This is a genomic window from Planotetraspora thailandica (assembly GCF_016863335.1).
Classification (GTDB): domain Bacteria; phylum Actinomycetota; class Actinomycetes; order Streptosporangiales; family Streptosporangiaceae; genus Planotetraspora; species Planotetraspora thailandica.
The window spans coordinates 175,983-198,380 of the sequence record NZ_BOOR01000031.1; the positions used below are offsets into that span (position 1 = coordinate 175,983).

At 67.4% G+C, this 22,398-nt stretch carries 23 protein-coding genes; 6 read left to right on the forward strand and 17 right to left on the reverse strand.

Annotation, left to right across the window (positions count from 1 at the left end; translation table 11 throughout):
* Positions 1–26 precede the first annotated feature (26 nt).
* Positions 27–1,082: a zinc-binding dehydrogenase gene (locus Pth03_RS21605; RefSeq protein ID WP_203946146.1), complete on the forward strand. Its 1,056-nt coding sequence runs from the start codon at positions 27–29 to the stop codon at positions 1,080–1,082.
* A 78-nt stretch (positions 1,083–1,160) separates the two neighbouring features.
* Positions 1,161–1,820 (forward strand): hypothetical protein, encoded by a 660-nt coding sequence (locus Pth03_RS21610; RefSeq protein ID WP_203946147.1) that lies wholly within the window; start codon positions 1,161–1,163, stop codon positions 1,818–1,820.
* Positions 1,821–2,615: 795 nt separating this feature from the next.
* Here Pth03_RS21610 and Pth03_RS21615 read toward each other — a convergent pair.
* Both Pth03_RS21615 and Pth03_RS21620 read right to left on the reverse strand, forming a co-directional pair.
* Positions 2,616–4,868 (reverse strand): LLM class flavin-dependent oxidoreductase, encoded by a 2,253-nt coding sequence (locus tag Pth03_RS21615; RefSeq protein ID WP_203946148.1) that lies wholly within the window; start codon positions 4,866–4,868, stop codon positions 2,616–2,618.
* A 421-nt stretch (positions 4,869–5,289) separates the two neighbouring features.
* Entirely contained in the window at positions 5,290–6,189 is a 900-nt protein-coding gene (locus Pth03_RS21620; RefSeq protein WP_203946149.1) for an alpha/beta hydrolase fold domain-containing protein, read from the reverse strand.
* Positions 6,190–6,352: 163 nt separating this feature from the next.
* Between Pth03_RS21620 and Pth03_RS21625 the strand changes: the two genes are divergently transcribed.
* Entirely contained in the window at positions 6,353–6,847 is a 495-nt protein-coding gene (locus Pth03_RS21625) for a MarR family winged helix-turn-helix transcriptional regulator (protein WP_203946150.1), read from the forward strand.
* 187 nt (positions 6,848–7,034) lie between these two features.
* Here the strand turns inward: Pth03_RS21625 and Pth03_RS42545 are convergent, their stop codons facing one another.
* Positions 7,035–7,187 (reverse strand): hypothetical protein, encoded by a 153-nt coding sequence (locus Pth03_RS42545; protein WP_203946151.1) that lies wholly within the window; start codon positions 7,185–7,187, stop codon positions 7,035–7,037.
* 375 nt (positions 7,188–7,562) lie between these two features.
* On the opposite strand from Pth03_RS42545, the gene Pth03_RS21635 reads away from it, so the two are divergent.
* Positions 7,563–8,477 (forward strand): recombinase family protein, encoded by a 915-nt coding sequence (locus Pth03_RS21635; protein WP_203946152.1) that lies wholly within the window; start codon positions 7,563–7,565, stop codon positions 8,475–8,477.
* Here the strand turns inward: Pth03_RS21635 and Pth03_RS21640 are convergent.
* The 9 genes from Pth03_RS21640 to Pth03_RS21680 all read right to left on the reverse strand — a co-directional run bounded on the left by Pth03_RS21640 (position 8,446) and on the right by Pth03_RS21680 (position 17,835).
* Positions 8,446–9,198: a hypothetical protein gene (locus Pth03_RS21640; protein WP_203946153.1), complete on the reverse strand. Its 753-nt coding sequence runs from the start codon at positions 9,196–9,198 to the stop codon at positions 8,446–8,448. The genes Pth03_RS21635 and Pth03_RS21640 overlap by 32 nt on opposite strands.
* A gap of 362 nt (positions 9,199–9,560) precedes the next feature.
* The gene (locus Pth03_RS21645) at positions 9,561–11,222 is read right to left on the reverse strand and encodes a dipeptide ABC transporter ATP-binding protein (RefSeq protein ID WP_203946154.1); all 1,662 of its coding nucleotides are present in this window, start codon (positions 11,220–11,222) and stop codon (positions 9,561–9,563) included.
* The gene (locus tag Pth03_RS21650) at positions 11,219–12,073 is read right to left on the reverse strand and encodes an ABC transporter permease (RefSeq protein WP_203946155.1); all 855 of its coding nucleotides are present in this window, start codon (positions 12,071–12,073) and stop codon (positions 11,219–11,221) included. Before Pth03_RS21650 ends, Pth03_RS21645 begins: the two co-directional genes overlap by 4 nt.
* On the reverse strand, positions 12,070–13,062 hold the full coding sequence (locus Pth03_RS21655; RefSeq protein ID WP_239119248.1) for an ABC transporter permease: 993 nt from the start codon (positions 13,060–13,062) through the stop codon (positions 12,070–12,072). The genes Pth03_RS21650 and Pth03_RS21655 overlap by 4 nt, the downstream gene beginning before the upstream one ends.
* Positions 13,047–14,687 carry an ABC transporter substrate-binding protein gene (locus Pth03_RS21660; protein WP_203946156.1) on the reverse strand — a complete coding sequence of 547 codons (1,641 nt, stop codon included), beginning with the start codon at positions 14,685–14,687 and terminating at the stop codon, positions 13,047–13,049. Before Pth03_RS21660 ends, Pth03_RS21655 begins: the two co-directional genes overlap by 16 nt.
* 87 nt (positions 14,688–14,774) lie before the next feature.
* Positions 14,775–15,281, reverse strand: coding sequence for a flavin reductase family protein (locus Pth03_RS21665; protein WP_203946157.1), 507 nt, complete (start codon positions 15,279–15,281; stop codon positions 14,775–14,777).
* Positions 15,278–15,442, reverse strand: a complete 165-nt coding sequence (locus tag Pth03_RS21670) for a hypothetical protein (RefSeq protein WP_203946158.1) — start codon at positions 15,440–15,442, stop codon at positions 15,278–15,280. Before Pth03_RS21670 ends, Pth03_RS21665 begins: the two co-directional genes overlap by 4 nt.
* A gap of 322 nt (positions 15,443–15,764) precedes the next feature.
* A complete protein-coding gene (locus Pth03_RS21675) occupies positions 15,765–17,156 on the reverse strand; it encodes an LLM class flavin-dependent oxidoreductase (protein ID WP_239119249.1) in 1,392 nt (463 codons plus the stop codon).
* Positions 17,157–17,454: 298 nt separating this feature from the next.
* Entirely contained in the window at positions 17,455–17,835 is a 381-nt protein-coding gene (locus Pth03_RS21680) for a hypothetical protein (RefSeq protein WP_203946159.1), read from the reverse strand.
* Between the two features lie 203 nt (positions 17,836–18,038).
* Here Pth03_RS21680 and Pth03_RS21685 point away from each other — a divergent pair, with 203 nt between their 5' ends.
* The gene (locus Pth03_RS21685; protein WP_203946160.1) at positions 18,039–18,440 is read left to right on the forward strand and encodes a hypothetical protein; all 402 of its coding nucleotides are present in this window, start codon (positions 18,039–18,041) and stop codon (positions 18,438–18,440) included.
* Between the two features lie 111 nt (positions 18,441–18,551).
* Positions 18,552–18,803: a hypothetical protein gene (locus Pth03_RS21690; RefSeq protein WP_203946161.1), complete on the forward strand. Its 252-nt coding sequence runs from the start codon at positions 18,552–18,554 to the stop codon at positions 18,801–18,803.
* Between the two features lie 216 nt (positions 18,804–19,019).
* Here Pth03_RS21690 and Pth03_RS21695 read toward each other — a convergent pair whose 3' ends face one another.
* The 5 genes from Pth03_RS21695 to Pth03_RS21715 all read right to left on the reverse strand — a co-directional run.
* Entirely contained in the window at positions 19,020–19,460 is a 441-nt protein-coding gene (locus Pth03_RS21695; RefSeq protein WP_203946162.1) for a hypothetical protein, read from the reverse strand.
* 159 nt (positions 19,461–19,619) lie between these two features.
* Positions 19,620–19,763, reverse strand: a complete 144-nt coding sequence (locus Pth03_RS21700) for an NUDIX domain-containing protein (protein WP_239119250.1) — start codon at positions 19,761–19,763, stop codon at positions 19,620–19,622.
* A 294-nt stretch (positions 19,764–20,057) separates the two neighbouring features.
* Positions 20,058–20,384 (reverse strand): hypothetical protein, encoded by a 327-nt coding sequence (locus Pth03_RS21705; RefSeq protein ID WP_203946163.1) that lies wholly within the window; start codon positions 20,382–20,384, stop codon positions 20,058–20,060.
* Positions 20,385–20,433: 49 nt separating this feature from the next.
* On the reverse strand, positions 20,434–21,051 hold the full coding sequence (locus Pth03_RS21710; protein WP_203946164.1) for a hypothetical protein: 618 nt from the start codon (positions 21,049–21,051) through the stop codon (positions 20,434–20,436).
* Positions 21,052–21,281: 230 nt separating this feature from the next.
* A partial coding sequence (locus tag Pth03_RS21715; protein WP_203946165.1) for a GMC family oxidoreductase occupies positions 21,282–22,398 on the reverse strand: 1,117 nt, incomplete at its 5' end.

Genomic DNA, 22,398 nt, shown 5'->3' on the forward strand with positions numbered 1-22,398 from the left:
CAACCCCCCACCGAAGGCGATTTCCCATGCGTGCCACGCTCTACATGTCCGCCGGCAACGTCGTCGTCGACGACGTGCCCGATGCCTCCTTATCCGAGCCGACCGACGCCGTGGTCCGGGTTCTGCGTGCCGCCGTCTGCGGTTCGGACCTGTGGTCCTACCGCGGCGTCATCACCCGTGCCGAGCGATCCCGGATGGGACACGAATTCATCGGCATCGTGGTGGAGGTCGGCGCCGACGTCCGCACCTTCCGCCCCGGCGATCTGGTCGTCGCGCCTTTCAAGTGGTCCGACAACACCTGCCCGGCCTGCCTGGACGGAGTTCAGACCTCATGCGTGAACGGCGGCACGTTCGGCGCGCCGGGCACCGACGGCGGCCAGGGGGAGGCGGTGCGGGTTCCGTGGGCCGACGGAACCCTCGTGGCGGTGCCCGGAGGCCTGGGCGGTGTCGATGACTCGCTGTATCCCGCGCTCCTGGCCGCCTCGGATGTCATGGGCACCGGCCTGCATGCAGCCGTCATCGCGGGTGTCACCGAGGGTTCGACGGTGGCCGTCATCGGTGACGGCGCCGTCGGGCTGTGCGCCGTGCTCGCCGCGAAGGCCGTCCTCGGAGCCGACCGGATCTTCCTGATGAGCCGGCACGCGGACCGCGCCGCCATCGGCAAGTCCTTCGGAGCGACGGATGTCATCGCCGAGCGAGGCGATGAGGGGATCGCGGCGGTGCGCGAGCAGACCGGCGGCCTCGGGGCGCGGCATGTGATCGAGGCGGTCGGCACCCCGGAATCCTGGGCCATGGCGATCGGCATGGCCAGGGACGGCGGCTCGATCGGCGCGGTCGGCGTGCCGCACACGGCACCCACGTTGCCGCTTTTCCAGCCGCTCGTCCGCAATCTGAGCCTGAACCTCGCGCTCGCTCCCGTACGCCGCCATCTCCCCGACCTGATCTCACGGATCACGGCAGGAACCCTCGACCCCGGCCCGGTGTTCGACAGCGTTCTCCCCCTGGAGGACGTCGCACAGGGCTATGCCGCGATGGCCTCCAGAGAATCGATCAAGACCATGGTCACCGTGGGCTCTGCGTGACGGGCATCTGATCAAGGTTGTTGCTTCTGGTAGGAGGCCCGTTCGTCAGAGCGGTCGCGCGGGGAGACAATCCGGGGCGTGGATTCCAGTGAGCAGGTTGGGAGAGCGGTCAAGCAATTGGCTGCGCAGGTGTACTCGGGCTTGCACGGGAGTGGCCTTCGGGTCGAGCCGGTGGTCGAGCTTGCCTGCCTGATGGAGGAATACGGCTTGAGCGGCTCTGCCGTACGAGAGATCTTGGAACGCCGGACGGCGGAGCTGGGTCCTGCGGATGTCGTCCGGCTCGGGCGGGAACTGCTTGAGCTGATGGACTTCGAGCCGGGCTTCGACCTGGAGCCGGGCTGGTGGGCCACTCTCGAGACGGCAGCGAAGGTAGTCGAAGGCGACCTCCGCGCCTCAGGAATTGAAGGTGCGCTGGGGATCACGATGCCGGACTGGGATGACAGTGGATGCGCACGGGTGGAGTTCCGCGGCGCTTGTGGTTCACCTCCCATCTGGCCGAGCAGCGGCAAGGACATCGGAGTTGCGTTGGCGGAAGTCGCTGACGCGACTCAGGACGAAGTCATGGAAGTCACCTGGATGGTGTGGCCCACCTGTCCCGAGCATCGGCTTGGCTTACATGCCGATCTGGTGGAGGGAACCGCTGTTTGGCAGTGTGCGGGCGGCGGCACCCACGTGGCCGCCAGGATCGGCGAACTCGGCGGGAGCTCTCGCCGAAGGGACGTTCGCCCATCAACGTGAGGCGTGGACGGCTCGATCACAGAGAGGCGCGCGCCTCTCTGTCCCGGCCTGTGTTCATGGAGCGGGTGACGTGACCCCCGCGACGCACGGCACGCACTGGTGAGAAGATGAGCGGCATGACGATCACCAGAAAGGTCGATGCCGCGTAGACGGCCTGGCCGCGTCCGCGCTGGGCTTCCACGCCGGCGCCAGACGCAGGACCACCTCACGGTTATTCCTGGCCTGTCCTCCGCAGCCCTCGCCGAGGTTAGACGGATCGAGCGTCAGAAGAAGTACTTGTGGTCGGGCTCGATAGGGTCGTCCTTTGTTCGCTGGCGAAGCTTCGTCCACCAACCGAATCGACGTTTGTGGGACGACAAGAACGCCGGTTGCACGGAATGGGCCTGTTGCGGCGACCCATGGCAAGCCCGTGGGGACCTCGAAGCAGTGACGCTGGCCATGTCCCCACGGCGGGCACTCGAACTCCGAAACCTGGTCGAAGCCCTAGACGAACGCTACTGATGGCGGTTCCGACGCCGGCTCTCGGTACTCGCAGCGCACAACCAGCTTGGAAGACTTCGGGCAACCTGCTGATGCGCAGGTCAGTGGGCCTATGACACTGACCCCGAACCCCGCGAGTCCCCCTCCATGACCGTCCTGTCTGGCACGCCTGTGGCTTGCGCGCGAACGTCGTGTGCGCGGTCACGTCCAGCGGGGTGGTGTATGAGTCGACCTCCGCGTGATCCGTTTCTGCAGGTTAAGCGGTGAGTGTTTCCGGTAGCTGTTGCTGGGAGATCCCCGGCGGCAGTGCCCCCGTCATGTCGTCGGGCTGACGGAGAAGTTGTTGCGGAAGACGTTGTCGGGGTCGTAGACGCCTTTCACCCGCCGCAGCCGCTCCAGGGTGGCCGGCGGGAACGCCTTGGTCAGTGCGGTGGCGTGGTCATGGGTCTCGAAGCTGAGGTAGAGGCCGGTCGCAGGGATCTTCGCCCATTCCCGGTCCGTCTGCTCCTCGTGGCCGCGGTGGACCACGATGCTGAGGGAGAGATTCTGGGTGCGGTGGGCGTAGGCGGTGGCGTCGGCCGGCAGGTCGTTGACGGCTCCGCCCACGGCGCGGATCTGGAAGTAGCTGGTGTCCCTGCGGTCGAACAGGCCCGTCACCAGGGCGGCGGTGTCGGCGTCGAGGTGGTCCACCAGCGCGGTGCGGCTGTGCATCAGGGACTGGCCGTCGTGCTGGCCGGGGTCATGGGCCATGACCGCCGCGTACGGGACGAGTTGCGCGCTCTGCTGCAGGACCGGGGCGATGGGCAGGAAGCGCTCCAGCGCATGCACCGCCCGCTCGGTGTCGTCGCCGGCCCAGACGGCGTAGGTCTGGGCGACTGGGCGCCCACTCTGCTGGACGACAGTGAGGAACGCGGTCAGCTCGCGGGGGCTGTCCTCCATCACCTTGCCCCACATCTGGAGGAAGCCCGTGGTGTCGGTGGCATCGTGCAGGATCTGCGCGAAGACGACGTCGCCGAGTTCGGTAGCCTCGATGTCGAACGAGGTGACGATGCCCATGTTGGCGCCGGCGCCGCGCAGGGCCCAGAACAGGTCGGGGTGCTGCTCGGCATCCGCACGCACCAGTGAGCCGTCCGCCAGGACGACGTCCGCGCCCTTGAGGTGGTCGATGGTGAGGCCGTAGGAGCGGCCGAGGAAACCCTGGCCGCCGGTGGTGGCCAGTCCGCCGACACCCACTCCGCCGGCGTCGCCGGAACTGATCGCGAGACCGTGCGGGGCAAGCGCGGCGGCCACCTCGGCCCAGCGGGCGCCGGGGCCGACGCGCACCAGGCGCCGCTCACGGTCGATGAGCTCGATGCCGTTGAGGGCGCCGAGGTCGAGGACGATGCCTCCGTCGTTGGTGGAGCGGCTGCTGATGCCGTGTCCGCCGCTGCGGACCGCCATCGGCACGTCCTGGGTGCGGGCGTAGCGCAGCGCCTCGGAGACCTCCTGGGGTGTGGTGGGGCGCAGGACCAGTCCGGGCGAGCCGGACCACAGGTACGTGGAGCGGACCTTGTGGTATTCGCGGTCTCCCGGCTCCACGGCCCGGTCGGCCAAGTTCGCGGGCAGGCCGTCGTAGTCGATGCCGTCGCGGCGCTGGGCCAGGGCGGCGGCCGAGCGGACGCTGCCGGTGGGTGTGCTGGCTGACCTGCGTTCGGCGGCGGCTTGCGCGCGCAGGGCCGGAGCCACCTCTTCGGCGAAGGTCTGGAGCGTCACGGGGTCGTCGGAGACGAGGATGAAGGTGCTGATGCCGTCCTCCAGGACGAACGGGAGGAGCTGTTCCACCCACTGCCCGGTCGGGCCCTGGAAGAGGCCGGACGATGTGCCGAAGGCTCCCTGGATGTTGAGCAGACGGCGGATCTCGTGCGGGTCGCGGCCGTGCCGCGCGGCCGACTCGTCGATGATCTCGTTGCCCTCACGCAGGGTCGGCGAGGACAGATAGCCCAGGCTGGGCAGCCACCCGTCCGCCTTCTCGCCGATCAGCCGCAGCATACGGGGCTTGTAGGCGCCCAGCCAGATCGGCACGTCATGGGCCGGTGCCGGGCCGCGCTTGGCGCCCTTGACCTTGTAGTACGCGCCGTCAACGTCTAGGGCGCCGCGCTCGTCAGCCGCCCAGATGCCGCGGATGATGTCGATGGCCTCACTCAGTGCCTGGACGCTCTCGCCCGGCGTCAGTTTCCGCCCGCCCATCGCGGCGATGGCGTCCCAGAAACCGCCGGCACCCAGACCGAGGTCGATCCGGCCGCCCGACAGCAGGTCGAGGCTGGTCACGGAGCGGGCCAAAACCGCGGGCTGACGCAGCGGCAGGTTGGTGACGTTCCCGGACAGGTGGACGCGCTCGGTGCGGGCGGCGGCCCAGCTGATCAGCGTCCACGTGTCGAGGAAGGCCGGCTGGTAGGGGTGGTCCTGGAAGGTCACCAGGTCCAGGCCCACCTGTTCGGAGTGCACCGCCAGGTCCACCACGCGCTGGGGGTCCTGGTTCTGCGGGGTGAGGAATGAGCCGAAGCGTAGGTCGTGACCGTAGTCGGTCATGGTGACCGCCCTCCTGTCGTGATGTTTGATCGTGGAAGCCAGCAGATCGTCGAACGTGTGCGTCGAGCGGCGAGGTCCGAAATGGACACTCCATAACCGAACAGGATCTGCAGATCGATCGCGGCCGCCGTTGGCCGGCCTTGACCGCCACACCCTGACCGGCCGACGCGGTCGCGCCGGGGATCCGCTCTCGCGCAGGGTGTTGAACGCCCGCGACGTACCACCGCCGAGCACGTGGACCCCCGCGATCTCCCGCGCCGCGGGGCCGGAGACGTTCTGCGCCACGACGTCGACGGGTTCGCGATCGTCAGAGGTTCTTCTGCTTCGACGGGCCGGTCACACCCACTGGCCGTGAAGTCCCGCTCCCTCGCGAGAGACAGCCGGTGCTGTCTCCCGCGAGGGTGGTCGTCTCGGGCGGGGGTCAGCCGATGTGCTTGCGCACGAAGGCGCCGATGCGCTCGATCGAGTCCGCGGCCTCGGGCGCGAAGCCCGCGAACAGCTGCAAGAGGTGCGCACCACCCTCGATGACGAACAGTTCCGACGAGTTTCCGGCCGCGAGGGCCTTCTCGTGGAACCGGCGCGAGTCATCGATCATGACCTCTTCGGTGCCCACCTCGATGTGGATCGGCGAGAGCCCGGACAGGTCGCCGAACAGCGGGGACACCAGGGGGTCACGCGGATCGTGGTCGCCGAGGTACCCGGCGGCGAACGCCTGGAGCATGGCGGCCGAGACGAACGGGTCGCGGTCCGCGAGTTCGGTGAAGGACGGCGCCGACACGGTCATATCGGTCCACGGCGAAATCGGCACCGCGGCCGCGGGCAGGGCGATACCTTCCTGCTTCAGCTTCAGCAGCAGCGCCAGCGTCAGGCCACCGCCGGCCGAGTCGCCGCCCACCGCGATCCGGTCCGGGCCCACCGTGGCGAGCAGCGACTTGTACGCGGCCAGCGCCGAGTCGAGCGCGGCCGGGAACGGATTCTCCGGGGCGCGCGGGTAGTCCAGCAGGTGGACCACGGCGCCGGCCGCGGTGGCCAGCCTGGCCCCCACGCCACGGTAGATGTAGGGTTCGCCGGCGTTGTAGCCGCCGCCGTAGAAGTACAGCAGCACCCGATCGGCCTGCGACGCCGGAGTCGTCACCGTCAGGCCCGGGAAGCCCGGCGCCTCCGTGACCACGGCCTCGTCGGGAACCGGGAACTGCTCGCTCCACAACCGGCCGGCTTCGCGGAAGCGCTCGAGCTCGGGCCGCTCGTCGACGGGCAGGTAATCACCCACGGTGGTCAGCAGGTGGTGCACCTTGGCGAGCTCGTCACTCAGTTTCTTCATGCTTCCTCTTTCAGTAGCAGCTTCGTGGTCGCCGAGCCGATCGTGGGCGTCAGGCGCCCCCTCGACAGGTAACGAAGCCTGGGTAAGTCATTTGCGTAGGGCAAACCATTTATAGCACACAAGCGACTGATGGTATGCGCGGCATAGGCGGTACACTCGATCTATGGCCTCGCTCCCAGTCGTCAACCAGCCCCCCCACCAGTGCGGCGCCCTGCTCGACCACCTCTCCCGCCGGGTGCGGACGCGGTCCGAGACGGTGCTGGCGCCACTGGGCCTGCGGCCGCGCCACCTGCTCACGCTCACCGTCCTGCGCGACCACGGGAGCAGCACCCAGCAAGCCCTCGCGGCCACGCTGGGCATCGACAGCACCAACCTCGTCGGCCTGCTCAACGACCTCGAAGCCGACAATCTGATCGAACGCCGCCGTTCGCCGGAGGACCGCCGCCGGCACGTCGTGGACCTCACGGACGTCGGCGCGAAGAAGCTGGCCAAGGCGGAGTTGGCCATGGCCGCGGTCGAGGACGAGGCGCTCGCCGCGCTCACCCTCGAGCAGCGCGAACAGCTCTACAGCCTTCTCCAGCAGGCCACGGCGACCACGGACATCGCCGCCTGCGTCGGCGCGGAGGACGAATCGGTACCGCCCGTCATGTACCGCTGACGCGGTTCGGCGGCCGGACCCGCCGAACCGCACAAAAACGCGCCACCAGCCGATCCACCGCGAGGATCCATGACCGATACCGTGAGCAGGCCTGTTCCGGTTCCGATGCGGCCTGCGTGGCAGGGACCCAAGGGCAGGCAGGTCCTGAAGATCGCCCGGACCACGGTCACAAGACGATCGGCGTGCTTCACCTCACGACGTCATGCGCGTTTTCCTGATCGGCGGAGCCACGGCGTTGCTGATGCGCGCCGAGCCGGCCCGGCCCGGGCTGCAGTTCTTCTCCCCCGAGCAGTACGACCAGCTGTTCACCACGCACGGCACGATCACGCTGCTGCTCCACGCCACCGGCGAACCTGTTCGGGTTCGCCAACTTCATCGTGCCGCTGCAGATCGGGTCACCGGACGTCGCGTTCCCGCGGCTCAGCGCGTTCTCGAACTGGCTTGCGCGTGTCGACCTTCCGACTGCCGACCGCATAGCAGCGGGTGGAGGAAGGCGCCGCCTGACACAAGCCTCAGGCGGCCCACTCCACACCGAGAACGATGCCTGTCGCTCCTGTCGTCAAACGGTCGTTTGACGACAGGCAGGTGGCGCGTCCAATGAACCCGTGCAGTCCGGGGGTTCACGGCGGAGCGAATCCAATCAGATCCGATGGCGATTGATGACAGGGTTTGACGACAGATAAGGTCCGATCCTCCGTACGGAAGGGGCCCCTCGGTGGCGAACCTGGTCTACAAGCGGGTCTCGACCGACCAGCGGTCCACCGCCCGGCAGAGCCTCGTCCTGGACGAAGCCGGAATCGAGGACCCGGACGTCTTCGAGGAGGACGGCGGCACCTCCAGCCGCCTCCACCCTCCCCAGCGCCCGAAGTTCCGCGCGCTCCCCGACTACGCGCGGCCGGGCGACACCGTCCACATCTCCGAGATGTTCCGCCTCGTCCGCGGCACCGGCCACATCCTCGACGTGCTCGACGTCCTGCACCGCGACCGCCTCGCGCTGCGCATCCACGACGGCGCGTTCTCCGCCATGGACCTCACCGCCCGCCACCCCCGCACCGGAGAACTGCTGTCCACCGTGAAGTTCATGGTGCAGACCCTCGCCGCCGCCGGCGAACTCCAACGCGACCTCCAGCGCGAGCTGACCTACGACGGGCTGCGCGCCGCCGAGGCCAAGGGCAGCAAAGGCGGCCGCCGCCCCGCCGTCCCGGCCGACCAGACCGGCGACGTGCGCACCGCATACCTGGAAAGCCGCCCTGCACGACGCCGAGCGCGCCGCGCTCGACCAAGGGGTGACCGTACGACGCGGCCAGGGGTACACCCTGCGCGTCACCGCCGCCCCAGCCGTGCACCGCCAACTCCTCGACCGCTGCCAGCCCCTCGACGGCCGCCAAGGCGTCCCGGTCATCCCGGCCCAACGCAAGGCCCGCCGCGAGTACGAGAACCGGGTCAGCACACTCACGCCCTGACCGTGATCGTTCTCAGCGCCAACCGCTGTACCGATGTTCCCCGAGGCCGGTCCTGTACTGGATGTTCCGCAAACGCGACTGGATCTGACCCCGGGCCCGAACGGCTCCGCGGGGACGCGAACGAGGTGATCGGTTTCAGCGGTGGGTGGTCGGGATCGGCGCGGTGAGAGCCGGAGGCCACATGAAGACGAGCTCCTCGCCGACGGTGAGCCCGCTCCAGACGTTGGCCAGTGTTTTCAAGGTTTCCGCCGTCGCGGTGATGGTGGCTTCGTCGTAAGGGAAGGTGCGCGCTTCCACGATCCCCCATACCTCACGCACCTTGGTGAACAAGGGCCTGGTCAGGGCGCCGTTGGCGGCCTCGTGCAGGACACCGCTGAGCGCTTCGGCGGTGGTGATCGAGCGGGCGTTGGCCTTGATGATGCGAGCGCTGCGGGCCGCCGAGTCATGCCGTGGCGAACCCGTGAGCACCTGCATCGAGGTGAAGACGGCTCCGGCGGCGATGCAGCCGAAGACTCCCGCGCCCAACCGGAGCTCACGTTCGGTCACGGCATGGGCAAGGTCGTGAGGCACGCGGAATTTCCGGTCGTAGGAGCGCATCTCCAAGGTCACGCCGTCGCGTCGGTACACGACGACGCGGCAGCGATCCCCCTCGGCCGGCGTGAACACAAGTCGCATGTCTTCATGATGCGAATGACCGCCCCCAGAGGGCCATCGGTTTTCCCCGCGCGGGGAAGTGCGGTGCCGCCCGGTCTGCGCGGTTGCCCGGGGCGCGATGCCGCCCGTCCTTGGGGTCCAGCTCAGCCGGACGCTCGCGTAGGCGGTCATGGCGTCGCGCATGTATTCGACCACGCCTTCGGCGACCTGCTCGGCAACATCCGCGAGGCGCACCTGACGATAAACGCGACTGGATCTGACCCCGGAACGCGAACGCCCCATATTCCTTGTTCATGGGAGCTGGGGGCGCTGCGTCACGGCAGCCAGGGCATCAGCCGGCGGGCGGCGTCTCGACGAGCCGCCCTCCTCACCTAGTCCCGGAGTCCGTACTGGGATTCGACGAAGTACTCCGGCTCGAAATCCTCTCCGAGATCCTCCAGACGAACCTCGTGGCCAGAGGCCGGAAGTCGTCCTTCGCTCAACTCCTCTGGCCCGTGCAGGGATAGCTGGCACACGTTGCAGGCGAAGGCTTGCGGAGAGAGCGCGACAGACCAGCCGAGCCGAGCGACCCCCTTTACATCGTAGATTTCTAAAGGTCACACTCCCAAAGGGGTAGGCGGCGGCGCCGCCCGGGTCGTCAGGCGCGGGATCGCGGCGAGCAGTTCTCGGGTGTAGTCATGCTGCGGATCGGTGAAAACGTTGCGCACGTCTCCGGACTCCAGCACTGTCCCATCCCGCATCACCATCACCCTGTCACTGGCGTGGTAGACGACGCCCAGGTCGTGGGAGATGAACAGATACGCCACCCGCAGTCGTTCCTGCAGGTCGGCGAGCAGGTCGAGGATCTGCGCCTGCACCGAGACGTCCAGCGCGGACACCGGCTCATCGCAGACGATGACCTCCGGCTCGGCCGCCAGCGCCCGGGCGATGGCCACCCGCTGCCGCTGCCCACCGGACAGCTCCAGCGGCCTCCGCCGCAGGTAACCGGCGTCGAGCGCGACCATCTCGAGCAGCTCGACGGTGCGGTCCCTGCGGCGGGCGCCGCGTGGGTAACCGGCGACGCCGAGCGCCTCACCGATGACTCGGTCCACCGTGTAGCGCGGGTCGAAGGAACTGAGCGGATCCTGGTACACGATCTGCAGCCGACGCCGATGAGCGCGCCGCTGCTCGGGGGTCAGGGCGGTCCACGCGGTGCCGTCGACGAGCACCTCGCCGGCGTCCGGCGTCTCCATGCCGAGCAGCAGCCGGGCGGTGGTGCTTTTGCCGGAGCCGGACTCCCCCACAATGCCCAGCGTCTCGCCGGCCCGCAGGGTCAGCGAGACGTCCTTCACCGCGACCCGCGCGACGCCGTCCGGTCCGGGGAACGACTTGCGCAGCCCGACGGCGGCCAGAACGGGTTTCCCGTCCGGCTCCGAGGCGGGGTTCGGGTCCTGTACGGAGGCCGAAGCCGCGGGTCGCTCCACTGCGGACAGCCGAGTGCCCTTCGCGTGCGCGGACGGCACTGCCGCGAGCAGCGCCTTGGTGTACGGGTGCTGCGGATCCTGCAACACCGCGTCGGTGGTGCCTGTCTCAACGATCCGGCCGGATTTCATGACCGCGACCCGGTCGGCCAGCCGGGCCACCACGGCCAGATCATGGCTGACGACCAGCAGTCCGCTGTGGTTGCCCTTGAGCGAGCCGAGCAGATCGAGCACCTGCAGGGCCACGGTCGCGTCCAGCGCGGTGGTCGGCTCATCCGCGAGCAGCAGTTCCGGTTCGCACGCGATCGCGGACGCGATGAGCGCCCGCTGGCGGAGCCCGCCGGACAGCTGGTGCGGATACTGAGCGGCCCGCACCTCGGGCTCCGGCACCCCGACGGAGTCCAGCAGTTCGCGGACCCGCGCGGCCCGCGCGGCCCGGTTCATCGTGGTGTGCAGTGCCAGGGGGTCGGCGATTTCCCGGCCCACCGGCCGCAGCGGGTCGAGCGAGGCCATCGCGTCCTGGAGCACGAACCCGATCCGCGCCCCGCGCACCCGCCGCCATGTCCGGTCGGTGAACCCGGTGACGTCGGTGCCGTCGAAGCGCAACCGGTCGGCGTGAACGCGGGCGCCGTACCCCGGGAGGCCGACGAGCGTACGGGTCGTCACGCTCTTTCCCGAGCCCGACTCCCCCACCAGCGCAAGGCACTCCCCGCGCTCCAGCGTGAAGGAGACTCCGTCGACGACCGAGGTGCCGTTGAATGCGACCTTCAGCCCGGCGACCTCGAGCAGGCTGGTCATGCGGTTCTCCCTTCGGAGCGGCGGCGCAGTTCGCGGCCGAGCACGGTGATGGACAGCACGGTCAGCGTGATCGTCACGCTGGGCACGGCCACCAGGAACCAGTCGTTGGAGATGTACTGCAGGCCGTTGGAGAGCATGTCGCCCCACTCGGCCGCCGGCGGCTCCGCGCCCAACCCCAGAAAGCTCAGCGCCGCGCCCGCGCTGATCGCGCTGCCGACCCCGATGGTGGACAGCACCAGCACCGGCCGGATCGCGTTCGGCAGAACGTGCCGCCAGATCACCGTGGAACGTCGTATGCCCAGCCCCGCGGCCGCCTCGACGAAGGTGGAGCGGCGCACGATGTGCGTCTGTGCCCGCACGATCCTCGCGTACGACGGGATGCCGGCGAACGCGACGGCGAAGATCGCATTGGTGCTGCCCGCGCCGGCCAGCGTGATGACCACCAGCGCCAGCAGCAGCTCCGGTATGGACAGCACCACATCGATCAGCCGCATGACGATGCTCTCGGTCAACCGGCTCCCCAGCCCGGCGATCAGGCCCAGGAGAGTGCCGCCGGTGATCGCGATCGCCGTCGCGCCCAACCCCATCACCAGCGAGGGGCGGGCCCCATAGACCATACGGCTGAGCACGTCCCGGCCGGACTCGTCGGTTCCGAGCAGGTGACTGCCGCCGGGCGGCAGGAAGGCCCCCTCGGTACCGATCTCCAAGGGGTCGTGCGGCGCCAGCAGCTGTGGCACGAGGGCCGCGACCACGACGGCCGCCACGAACAGCCCGGCCAAGATCAGCCCGGGGCTCAGCCGGATGCGGCCCGCCCACGGCAGCGCCGCGTCCGTGGCGGTCAACGCGCTCATCGGGTCACCAGCCTCGGGTCGATGAGCGTGTACGCGATGTCCACCAGCAGGTTCACCATGACGTAGACGAAGGCGGCGAAGACCACCAGCCCCAAAACCATGGGGATGTCCTTGGTCGTCACCGCGGAGAGCATCAGCTGCCCCACCCCTTGGCGGACGAACAGCGTCTCGGTGATGACCGCGCCGCCCAAGAGGCCGCCCACCACGAAGCCCGACATCGTGACGATCTGCACCAGAGCGTGGCGCAGGGCGCGCCGCACCCGTACCGAGGTGTCCCGCATGCCGCGGGTGCGGGCGGTGAGGATGAACGGTTGCTCCAGCACCTCCTCCAGTTCGGCCCGCAGCACCTGGGCGAGCACCGCGCCGATCGGCAACGCCAGAGTGAGCGTCGGCAGGATCAGCGCGCGCGGCCCGTCGTTTCCGGAGACGGGCAGGACCTTGAGGGTGAACGAGAAGACGATGAGGAGCACGATGCCGATCACGAAGGTCGGCGTCGCGGACAGCGTCAGCTCCACTCCGGAGGCGATCGACCGCCACGGCCGCCTCCGCGCGGTGAGCACCGCGGCCGCGATCGCGAGGAGCACGGCCACGGCGGCCGCCGCCACCGCGAGCTGAACGGTCTGGCCGAGCTGCTCGCCGATCGCCTGGCTCACCGAGATCCGCTGCTGGTAGGACCGGCCCAGGTCGCCGTGGAGCAGACGACCCAGGTAGTCGAGGTACTGGCGGTAGAGGGGCTGGTCCAGGCCCAAGTCACGGCGGACCTGGTCCAGCACCTCCTTGGTCGGGTTGGCGCCCTGCCCGGCCACAGTGGACAGGGCGGCGTCACCCGCGGTGACGTGCAACGCGATGAAGCTGAGCGTGGCCGCGCCCCACAGAACCCCCACCCCGGCGATCAGGCGTACCCCGATCCGCTTGGCGATGGCGACTGCGGCTGGATGACCGCCGAGCCCGGTCGCCGTCGCGCCGCCGGCGGTCATTTCGTGAGCCACGCATAGGTGAACACGGGCGTGGCGTGCGACGTGTCGGTGATGACGCCCTGCAGCTTCTTACTCGTCGCCCACAACACCGAGTTGTCATAGATGGGCACGCCGGGCACCAGGTCGACCAGCCGCTGCTGGACCTTGCCGTACAGGTCCTTGAGTTTCGCGCCGTCGGTGGTCTGGCGGGCCTGCTCCAACCACGTGTCGATCTGAGGGTCGGACAGATGCGACAGGTTCTGCCCCAGGCGCTTTTCGTTCGGGATGCTCTCCGTCGCGTACTTGATGTAGAGCACGTCCGGCGTGTTGGTGTGCCAGACCCCGGAGAGGAGGTCGTAGTCGCCGTCGTACCGCAGCGTGGTGACCTGCGTGAGGGGCAGAAGGTTCACGTTCACCTTGAAGCCGACCGCCTTGGCCTGTGCCTGGATCAGGTTGTAGATCGGGCTGACCGTGGCCGTCTGGGTCACCGGCAACTGCGCCTCCAGAACCTTGCCGTCCTTGGTGCGGTAACCGTCGGCGTCGCGCCCGGTCCAGCCGGCCTGATCGAGGAGCTGGTTGGCCTTCGCAGGGTCGTACCCCGGGAACTTCACGCTCGGGTCGTAATACTGGGTGACCCGGTCGAGGAAACCGGTCGCCGGCTGCCGCTGCCCGAATCCGATCGTCTGGATGATCGCCGGCACGTTGACGGATGCGGCGAAGGCCCGGCGGACGTCGATGTCGTCGAACGGCGCCCGGGAGACGTTGAAGTCGAGGGTGAACGGCCAGCCGATCCGGTTGTTGTTGTGGTAGTCGAGGTTGGGGTTGGACTTCACGGCCTGCGCGTTCTGCGCCGGCAGGTAGCCGGTGGCCTGGTATTGGCCGCTGACCAGGGCGTTGAAGCGCACCGCGTCCTGTCCCACCCAGTCGACCTTGATGCCGTCGAGGTGGGCGGGACCGGTCTGCTTGAACAGGTCAGGAGGCCAGTTGTAGTCGGCCCGGCGGGCGAAGGTGACGCTCTGGTTCTTCGTGTAGCCGGTCAGCACGAACGGGCCGGAGCCGACCGGGTGCTCGCACAGTTGGGCGGGGGTGTCCTCCTTGATCGCCTTGGGTGACTCCATTCCGAGCCAGCCCTGAGCCAGCACGGTCAAAAACGGGACGTACGGCCGGGACAGGTGCACCTCGAGCGTGTAGTCGTCGATGATCTTGCTGTCCTTGTACGGCGCGATGTACGGGCCGGCCAGCGGGGATCGGGTCGCCGGGTCGAGCATGTGCTCGAAGTTGGTGACGACCGCCTGGGCGTCGAACACGGCCCCGTCGCTGAAGGTCACACCCTTACGCAGGTGGAAGGTGTAGGTCTTGGCGTCGGGCGAAATCTCCCAGGAGGTGGCCAGCCACGGCGAAGGGTCACCCTTCTCGTCCAGGTAGACCAGGTTGTCGGTGAGGATGTGCCCGAAGATCTGCTCAACGTCGGAGGAGATCGCGTGCGGGTCCAGGCACAGCGGGTCAAGCGACATCGACAGGTTCAAAGTGCCGCCGCGAACGGGCTGTTTGGAGCTGCCATCGACGGTGCCCGTGGTGGTGGCGCCGCCGCAGGCGGTCAGCAACGACAGGCCGGCCAGCGCGGCGATCAGGCTCCGGATGGTTCTTGAGGGGAACAACGAACGCTCCTCATGGGGGATGCGGGTACGCGGAAATCACTCCGACCGTGCAGCCAGGGCAGCGGCCGAGAGGAAAGTGAACAGAGATCAGGGATGGGGGATGAATCTGCCGAAACGGCCCTGGTGGTACAGCAGCGGCCGGCCGGTGCCGTGCACCGCCGCCTCCGTGACCAGGCCCACGACGAGCACGTGGTCGCCCACCTTCACCGACGTGTACGGCAGGCAGACCAGATGCACCGACACGTCGGTCAGCAGTGGTGTGGCGTGCGGACCAGGACGCCAGCGCGTCGGCTCGGCGAACCGGTCGACGCCCTTCCGGGCGAACCTCGCCGCCAACTCGCCCTGGTCGCTGGTGAGCACGTTGACGGCGAAGTGGTCGGCGGAACGCAGCCGAGGCCAGGTGGTCGAGGCCCGGTCCACGTAGAAGGAGACAAGCGGCGGCTCCAGGCTCACGGAGGAGAACGACGTCGCGGTCAGCCCGACGGGGATCCCCTCGGCCTGAGCGGTGATCACTACGACTCCCGCTGCGTGCGCCGCGAGCGCTCTGCGGAACAGCTCACCGTCCACCGCCCGCCCTGGAAGGGTCGCGGTCACCTTCCAGTTCCTTCCCTGAGCACCCGGGCAGCCGGAATCTGCGGGATGACCGCCTCGACCACGGCCGGCCCCGGCGTGGGGAGGTCCGCGCCGAGCTTGGTGGCGGCCTCCGGGGACACGTCAAGCGCCTGGGAGCCCACCCCCACTGTCACGATGCTCATCTGATCTCTCTCTCAGGTGTCCACGCCGCCGGCACATGGGTGTTCACGAGGCGATCGCCGGCCCCGGACTCCCACCCAGGGGAGGGCGACGATGGGGCGGCTCTGGAAGGGTGACGGCCCGCAATCAGCGACATTGGCCACGTGCGACGTGACAGAAGTGCACGTTATGGCGCCGGGTCGGTCGGACATCCTGGCTCATACCGCCCAATCTAGAAACCCCAGAAGATAAAGTCAATATTCCCTACCTGTTTTACATGGAAGCTGGGTGATCTGTGCCCCGACCGCTCGGACGAGCCGGGCGACCGGGTTACGATCTCGCAGGTCAGTCGGACCCTTGGGCCTTCGGCCCCCGGCGGAAGGCCGCGCCTGGATGGGTGTCGGGCAGGCGGTGGATCCCCTGGCCGAGCAGGCGCTCCCGCAGCGTGGCGTCGTCGTAGGACGTGCGGTAGCGGCCGCGCCGCTGGAGTTCGGGGACGACGAGCTCGATGAAGTCCTCGGCCGTGCCCGGCGAGAGGTACTGCATGAGGTTGAACCCGACCGCACCCGTCTCGTCGGCCCAGCGCTCGATCTCGTCGGCGACCCGTGCGGGTGTGCCGGCCACGAAGAACGGCCCGCCCGACCCGATCCGGCCGACGGATTGGAGCACGTCCCTGACCCGCAGGCCTCTGCCGACCAGGGGGCGGATCGCCCGCTCGGTGAAGTCGCCGCCGCGCGCGACGATGTCGTCGATCGCCTCGTCGGGGTCGTAGGCGGCCAGGTCGATGCCACTGCCGCGCTGCGCGAGGAACCCCTCGGGGCTGATGTGGCGTTGCAACTCGGCGACCTTGGCGTCGGCCTCCTCCTGGGTCGGGGCGACGATCACCGACGCCCCGGGGAACACCTTGACGTGGTCGGGATCGCGGCCGAAGGCGGCGGCGCGCCTCTTGACGTCGGCGATCTCCTCGCGCAGCGCCTCGATCGACGGCGCCCCCGTGAAGATCGCCTCCGCGTGCCTGGCCGCGAAGTCCTTACCCCGGTCGGAGTTGCCGGCCTGGTAGATGACGGGAGTGCGTTGCGGGGAGGGCTCGGACAGGTGCGGCCCGGCGACGCGGAAGTGTTTCCCGTCGTGGTCGATGGGGTGGACCTTGGCCGGATCGGTGTAGATACGCCGTTCCCGGTCGCGGACGACCGCGTCGTCCTCCCAGCTGCCCTCCCACAACTTGTAGACGACCTCGAGGTACTCCTCGGCGATCTCATAACGCAGATCGTGCTCGATCTCGTCGTCGAGCCCGAAGTTCCTGGCGGCACTGCGCAGGTAGGAGGTCACGACGTTCCATGCAACCCGCCCCTTGGTGAGGTGGTCGAGCGTGGACATGCGGCGCGCGTGCGCGTACGGAGGCTCGTAGGTGGTGGAGAAGGTCACTGCGAAGCCGAGGTGCTGAGTGACCGCCGCCATCGCGGGCACCACGAGCAGCGGATCGTTGGCCGGCACCTGCACCGCCTCGCGGACGGCGGTCGCCGGCCCGCCCTTGTACCGGTCGTACAGCCCGACCACGTCGGCGAGGAAGACGGCGTCGAACAGGCCACGTTCCAGCAGCCTGGCCAGGTCCGTCCAGTATTCGATGTCGGTGTAGCGGTGCCGGTTGTTGTCCGGGTGCGTCCACAACCCGTGCTGGATATGGCCGACGCAGTTCATCTCGAAGAGGTTGAAGTGGATGATCCGGGTGTCAGTCACGTTCACTCACTGCTTGTTCGGTTGGCCTGGGCGATGCCGCCGGCGGGGCGTGTGGCCATGCCTGGTGATGCCGCCGGCGCCGCACACCAAGAGCGTCGTACCTGACGCCTGCCTCGGGTCATGACGCCAAACCATACGGATCTCGCGGCCCAAAAACAATGTTTGCCTACCAGTTTTATAGGGATTGCCCTTGTCGTGCGCCACAACCGCCTCGGAGAGTCTGTCTGGCCCGCCGCTCAGGCACGGCTCAAGCGACTGCCGACGGCTCGATGCCGGTTCAGCACTGGCTCGCGAAACCTCACTCGACTGGCTGCCGGAGTCGTCGGCGAACGCGTTCCACGCGGGCCGTACCACTCTCTCGATCGTCGATCCCGAGGCGCAATCGGCGTCTCAGGGTGTACTGCACGATCTCTCCCAGCGGAGCGTCCCGCCACTTCCTCCAGGACTTGGGCCGCCGCGTCAGAAGACGTTCCTCCGCGGCCGCCTCGACGGCTTCGTCGACAACACCCCTGGCCGCCTCAAGAACCAGGCTCACCCTCCGCCGGTTGGCCCGGTGCGGATACCGCTTGTTCCGCGGAATGTTCTTGCGTGAGCTCTTGTCGTTCTCGCCATAGTCGTTGCGGCGATCCTTGGCATAACTCAGCAGCTTCTTCTCCTGAGGGCTCTTCCGACGTCCCATCCGTCGCCTCCCGAGTTCGCCGCGGCGCCGCCCGCGACGCTACTCAGTCGGAAGTCACCGAGCCGATCCAATTTCCGGATCGTCGTCCGTTGCTCATAAGGCGACAGCAATAGTTCCGCTGCCCTCTAACATGTCTACGATCGCGTTGTCCCGCAGTTGGTCATTCATCCGACCGCCTGGTTGCAAGAGAAGGGCAGGCGCCGATGAATTCTGATCGCCAGCCGGACGTGCCGACTTCGGTGTTGCGACTGGCGGAGACGCTGGTGATGCTGGCCGCCTCCGCCGACGAACAGGTCGCGTGGGTTGACCGGCACCAGTGGTGCGTGGACGAACTGGCGCTCGACTTCGACTGGGCTAACGGGTGGGTGCCGTTGGCGGTCAACGAGCGATCGCCGGGGCTTTTCTCCCCGGTGCTTCACGATCTGTTGCAGCGCATCGATGACCGCTTGTCAGAGATGAGCGGTCAGGCCAACGCTGACAAATGGACCCCGGATGGGCTCGCCGCTGACCCCGGATGGGCCGAGGTCAGGCATCTCTCCAGTCAGGCACTCACCGAGATCGCCACGCTGTGTCTGATCGTCATCCCCTCGCCTGCGGATCTGTAGCCACAGCAAAGGTCTACCGCAGGCCGAGAAGGCGGGGCCACGCGAATCCGTCAGTGATGGTTACCTCATCAGCATCGCTACATCTGCAGCTTTCTGACCTATCGTTCAGGCATGTACAGCGTGACGTTCAAGTGGAAAGAGGTCGTCATCTACTCCGAGGACGGGTGCACGTTCTGGTTCCCCGCCGGTTGGGGAGTAGACCCGCCCGTGCTGTACATCCCGTCTGATGATCTTTGGGAACGCGTTACACCGTCGTGTATGCACGGGCGGCGCGATGTGATCGTCGAGCGCTTACAAGCAGATTCGAAACATGTGCTCAAGGAGTTGGATCGCCTATTTGAGCACCGCAGCCGTGATGAGTAGCAACGTTAAGAAGCCCTGAACTGGAACACCCTCAAGGGCCATTTGATATTTCTCAAGGCGCTGCCGAACCTGTGACATGACTTCGTCATGGCTACCAGTACTCGACATCTCCACACTCCGGTCTCAGATCGACCAGCCCCATAACGGCATGGGGCGGGGTTTCACGGCGTGATAGTGGCGAGTTGAGCATCGACGGCGAGCGGATGCCGTCGCGCGTTACGCCCGTATACGGTCTTCGTAAATGCGGAATATCTCCGCCGACTTCCTTTCGAATTGCGCATCAAGAAACGGAATGGGAGCACGGAGCAACGTCTTCCGACCGGATCGTTCGCGGACGACCAGAACCTTCATCCAGCCGGAACTCTTCATGTATATCAATTCAATATCAGACCAGGGAATCTTGCACGATCGATGGCCATGCGCAATCAAACCGTCGCAATCCAAGGTCACGCCAAATCTGCACGCGAAGGCCGCATAAGACACTGCGAGAATCACGGTCAATTGCATAAGCACGGGTAGGTCCTGGGGCAATGTCACAGGAGAGTCGATCCAGAATGCAGCCGATTCAACTCCTAAAATCGGCACACCGAGCAGCGCAGGGGAGAAAAGCTGCGCGAATGTGAGACGATATCGAATATGTTGCTTTGTGGCGTGCATCAACTCTCATCTCTCGTAGCGATTACGGCTAGTCGTCCACCCGATCGGCCAACTTCAGAACAAATCCCGCGCACACGTCCAACTTCGTGATCTATCGACGCCCGCTTGTCGGCGTAGGTGTGTGCCGCCGCTGGCGGCACCGATTCTTGTACACATCGGTCAGCACCCCGGGCTTGACCTGACCCCGATCTCTTCCAGAACCTCCCGGACGACTGCGTGTTCCGGGGTTCGTCCCAACTCGACCACGCCACCGGGCGCGACGAAACGCTCCTTGATCTCGTCGAGATCGGGCTGCCCGCTCATCTGCGTGCCATTACATTTCCCACCGACCCGCCGCGAATCTCCGTCGAGGCGACGGCCATTCGCGTCGCCGTGAGCGAATGGATTACGGCCGATTTCCCCCGCCGGTGCGACAGAATTCCCCCGAAGGCCATCCGGACATCAAACAAAACATGAAAGGTAATTGTTCGATATATGAGAATCGTCGCCGCGTCGCCCGTCAGAGGACCTAAACCGTGCGTTGTCACGAGGATCAACCCATGATCCATCGCTTTCTGATTTCAGATTCTGCACATCCTTGGAAATCAGCTTCGACTGCTATCTGTCGTGGGCCCGGCCCGCATCATGCTCCTGTGGAGTGCGAACTCGGTCGGCGTTGAGGTTCTCGATCCGCTCGACCGTCTGCTGCAATTCGTCGATGAGCCGCCTTACTTCACTCGGATCGTCGAAGGGAATCCATCCACTTGCGGTTTGCGACTCAGCATCATGGGTCAATTGTCCGGCAGGGCAATGGAAATCAAGGCTCAGCCAATACTTTCCATCCCTGCTGAGGTCGATACCTACCTCAACGTGTCCCTCATACCAGGCATCCAGGCGAGGACGTGGAATGGCATCATCATCGACCCAGTCCGGCGCCTTCCGCACTACCAATGACTCCTCTTTCCGCGTACATGCGCGCTGAGCGGTCTCCTGCTTATTGAGTCCGTGGCGAGGATTGTGGCATGCATGCCCTTTCCTGCGAGTCCCACCAGCGTGGCGATTCATCATCCGGCGTGTCTGGACTGGCGAAGTAGAACGGCACGCCAAGGCTGCGGGCTATCGCCTGGCCCTTCTCAACAGCCTCGGCGGCTTCCGGCCAAGGAGGAACAGCACCGTTTAACAAGCGCAGGTCACCCCCGTGACGAAACAGCGCCAGTGGCTGCTCGTCGAAGCGGTGATGCTCCCTGCCCGGTCGTTGCACGATCGCGAACAGTCGCACGAACCAGCCCTGCGTATCGCCGTCCCACAGCGCCTCAATCGCTACCGCCGGGTCGCTGATCGCATTGACCGCCTCAACCATCTGCGGCACCTGGGCGGGCGGATCTTCGGGATCGACCAAGCCCTGCTCGGCTAACCACACGGACCGTTCCTGCAGCATGTCCTGCGCCTCATACAGTCCAGGCACAGGATCCAGCCCGCCTTCGGACCGCAACAGCACGACGGCTCCGATCAGCCGCCGACGACGAAGTTGGTCGTCGACTTGATCACGAACCTGTGGGGATAACGCCGCCCACCATCCATCCCGCTCTTGCACACCAATCAGTCTCACCATCGCAGATCACGGTGTTGCAACACCAACACCTTCCAACTCCTGACCGCTGGCTCTCGCGGTGACAGGGTGCAGGGGCACCGCCTAAAGACAAGTTGGCGCGACGCAGCCTGTCAGGATGCACAGGCCGACCGATCAGGAAGGGCGGAAGTTGCAGGACTCCGTGGGCCGACGAACCGGCAGTCGCCCCTGACGCCGGGGATCTGCCTGCCGCCGCGGGCTCGCCCCTGCGATCAATCCCCGCCGAGGAGTTCGGCCGCGCGCTCGGCGATGGCGTAAACGGTCGCGTTGGTATTGGCCGACGGAATGGCGGGGATCACCGAGGCGTCGGCCACCCGAAGTCCGCTGAGGCCGCGCACCCGGAGGTCACGGTCGACGACGGCCATGTCGTCGTCCCCGATCCGGCAGGTGCCCACCGGATGACAATACGACGCCAGGGTGGCGCGGGCGTAGGCGCGCAGGACGCCGTCGTCGAGCATGTCCGATCCCGGCTTCACCTCCTGGTCGCGCCAGGAGTTCAGGGCGCTCGCGCGGCCGATCCGACGGGCCATTCGCAACCCCGTGACCACCGTGGCCAGATCGCGGTCGTCGCTGTAGTAGGCCGGGTCCAGCACCGGAGGAGTGCCCGGCTCCGGGCCGCCCAGGCGTACGGTGCCGCGGCTGAGGGGGCGCATGGGTGCGACCCCGATGGTGTAGCCCTGCTCGGCGGAGTCGGGTATGTGACCCGGGCCGTCGATGAAGAGGATCTGCAGGTCGGGCTCGTCCAGCGCGGGATCGCTGCGGACCAGGCCGAAGGCCTCGCCGTGGTTGTGCGTCGCGGGCGGGACCGGCCGTGCCGACCGATACACCACGTTGGCTATGGGGTGATCGTGCAGGTTCTCTCCCACTCCTGGAAGGTCCGCCGTTACGTCGATGCCGAGCTCGCGCAGGTGGACAGGCGGGCCGATGCCGGACTGCAGGAGCAGTTGCGCCGACCCGATCGCGCCGGCGGCCAGCACGACCTCCCCCGAGCAGGAGACGGTGGCGGGCTGCCCTCCAACGCTGTAGTCGACTCCGGTGCAGCGGCCGCCGGCGATCCGCAGCCGGTGCACGAGCGCGCCGGTCACCACCCGCAGGTTCGGCCGCCCCAGGGCCGGGGCCAGGTAGGCGTCGGCGGCGCTCTGCCGACGGCCGCCGACGATGTTGAGATCGACAGGCCCGAACCCCTCCTCAAGCCCGCCGCCGACGTCGGATGCTCGGGGATGTCCGGCCTCTAGAGCCGCCTCCAGGCAGGCTGCCAATACCGGGTTGACGGGGTCTGCGGGCGCGACGGTCAACGGGCCGCCGACGCCACGCAGGGCCGGATCCCGG

Bases quoted from the DNA above. Each gene is read 5' to 3' on its own strand.
- Pth03_RS21625 (WP_203946150.1), top strand. From the start codon at position 6,353: ATGGCCTCGCTCCCAGTCGTCAACCAGCCCCCCCACCAGTGCGGCGCC.
- Pth03_RS21685 (WP_203946160.1), top strand. From the start codon at position 18,039: ATGAATTCTGATCGCCAGCCGGACGTGCCGACTTCGGTGTTGCGACTG.
- Pth03_RS21695 (WP_203946162.1), bottom strand. From the start codon at position 19,460: ATGCACGCCACAAAGCAACATATTCGATATCGTCTCACATTCGCGCAG.
- Pth03_RS21620 (WP_203946149.1), bottom strand. From the start codon at position 6,189: ATGAAGAAACTGAGTGACGAGCTCGCCAAGGTGCACCACCTGCTGACC.
- Pth03_RS21615 (WP_203946148.1), bottom strand. From the start codon at position 4,868: ATGACCGACTACGGTCACGACCTACGCTTCGGCTCATTCCTCACCCCG.
- Pth03_RS21680 (WP_203946159.1), bottom strand. From the start codon at position 17,835: ATGGGACGTCGGAAGAGCCCTCAGGAGAAGAAGCTGCTGAGTTATGCC.
- Pth03_RS21650 (WP_203946155.1), bottom strand. From the start codon at position 12,073: ATGAGCGCGTTGACCGCCACGGACGCGGCGCTGCCGTGGGCGGGCCGC.
- Pth03_RS21710 (WP_203946164.1), bottom strand. From the start codon at position 21,051: ATGGTGAGACTGATTGGTGTGCAAGAGCGGGATGGATGGTGGGCGGCG.
- Pth03_RS21700 (WP_239119250.1), bottom strand. From the start codon at position 19,763: ATGAGCGGGCAGCCCGATCTCGACGAGATCAAGGAGCGTTTCGTCGCG.
- Pth03_RS21645 (WP_203946154.1), bottom strand. From the start codon at position 11,222: ATGACCAGCCTGCTCGAGGTCGCCGGGCTGAAGGTCGCATTCAACGGC.
- Pth03_RS21690 (WP_203946161.1), top strand. From the start codon at position 18,552: ATGTACAGCGTGACGTTCAAGTGGAAAGAGGTCGTCATCTACTCCGAG.
- Pth03_RS21605 (WP_203946146.1), top strand. From the start codon at position 27: ATGCGTGCCACGCTCTACATGTCCGCCGGCAACGTCGTCGTCGACGAC.
- Pth03_RS21670 (WP_203946158.1), bottom strand. From the start codon at position 15,442: ATGAGCATCGTGACAGTGGGGGTGGGCTCCCAGGCGCTTGACGTGTCC.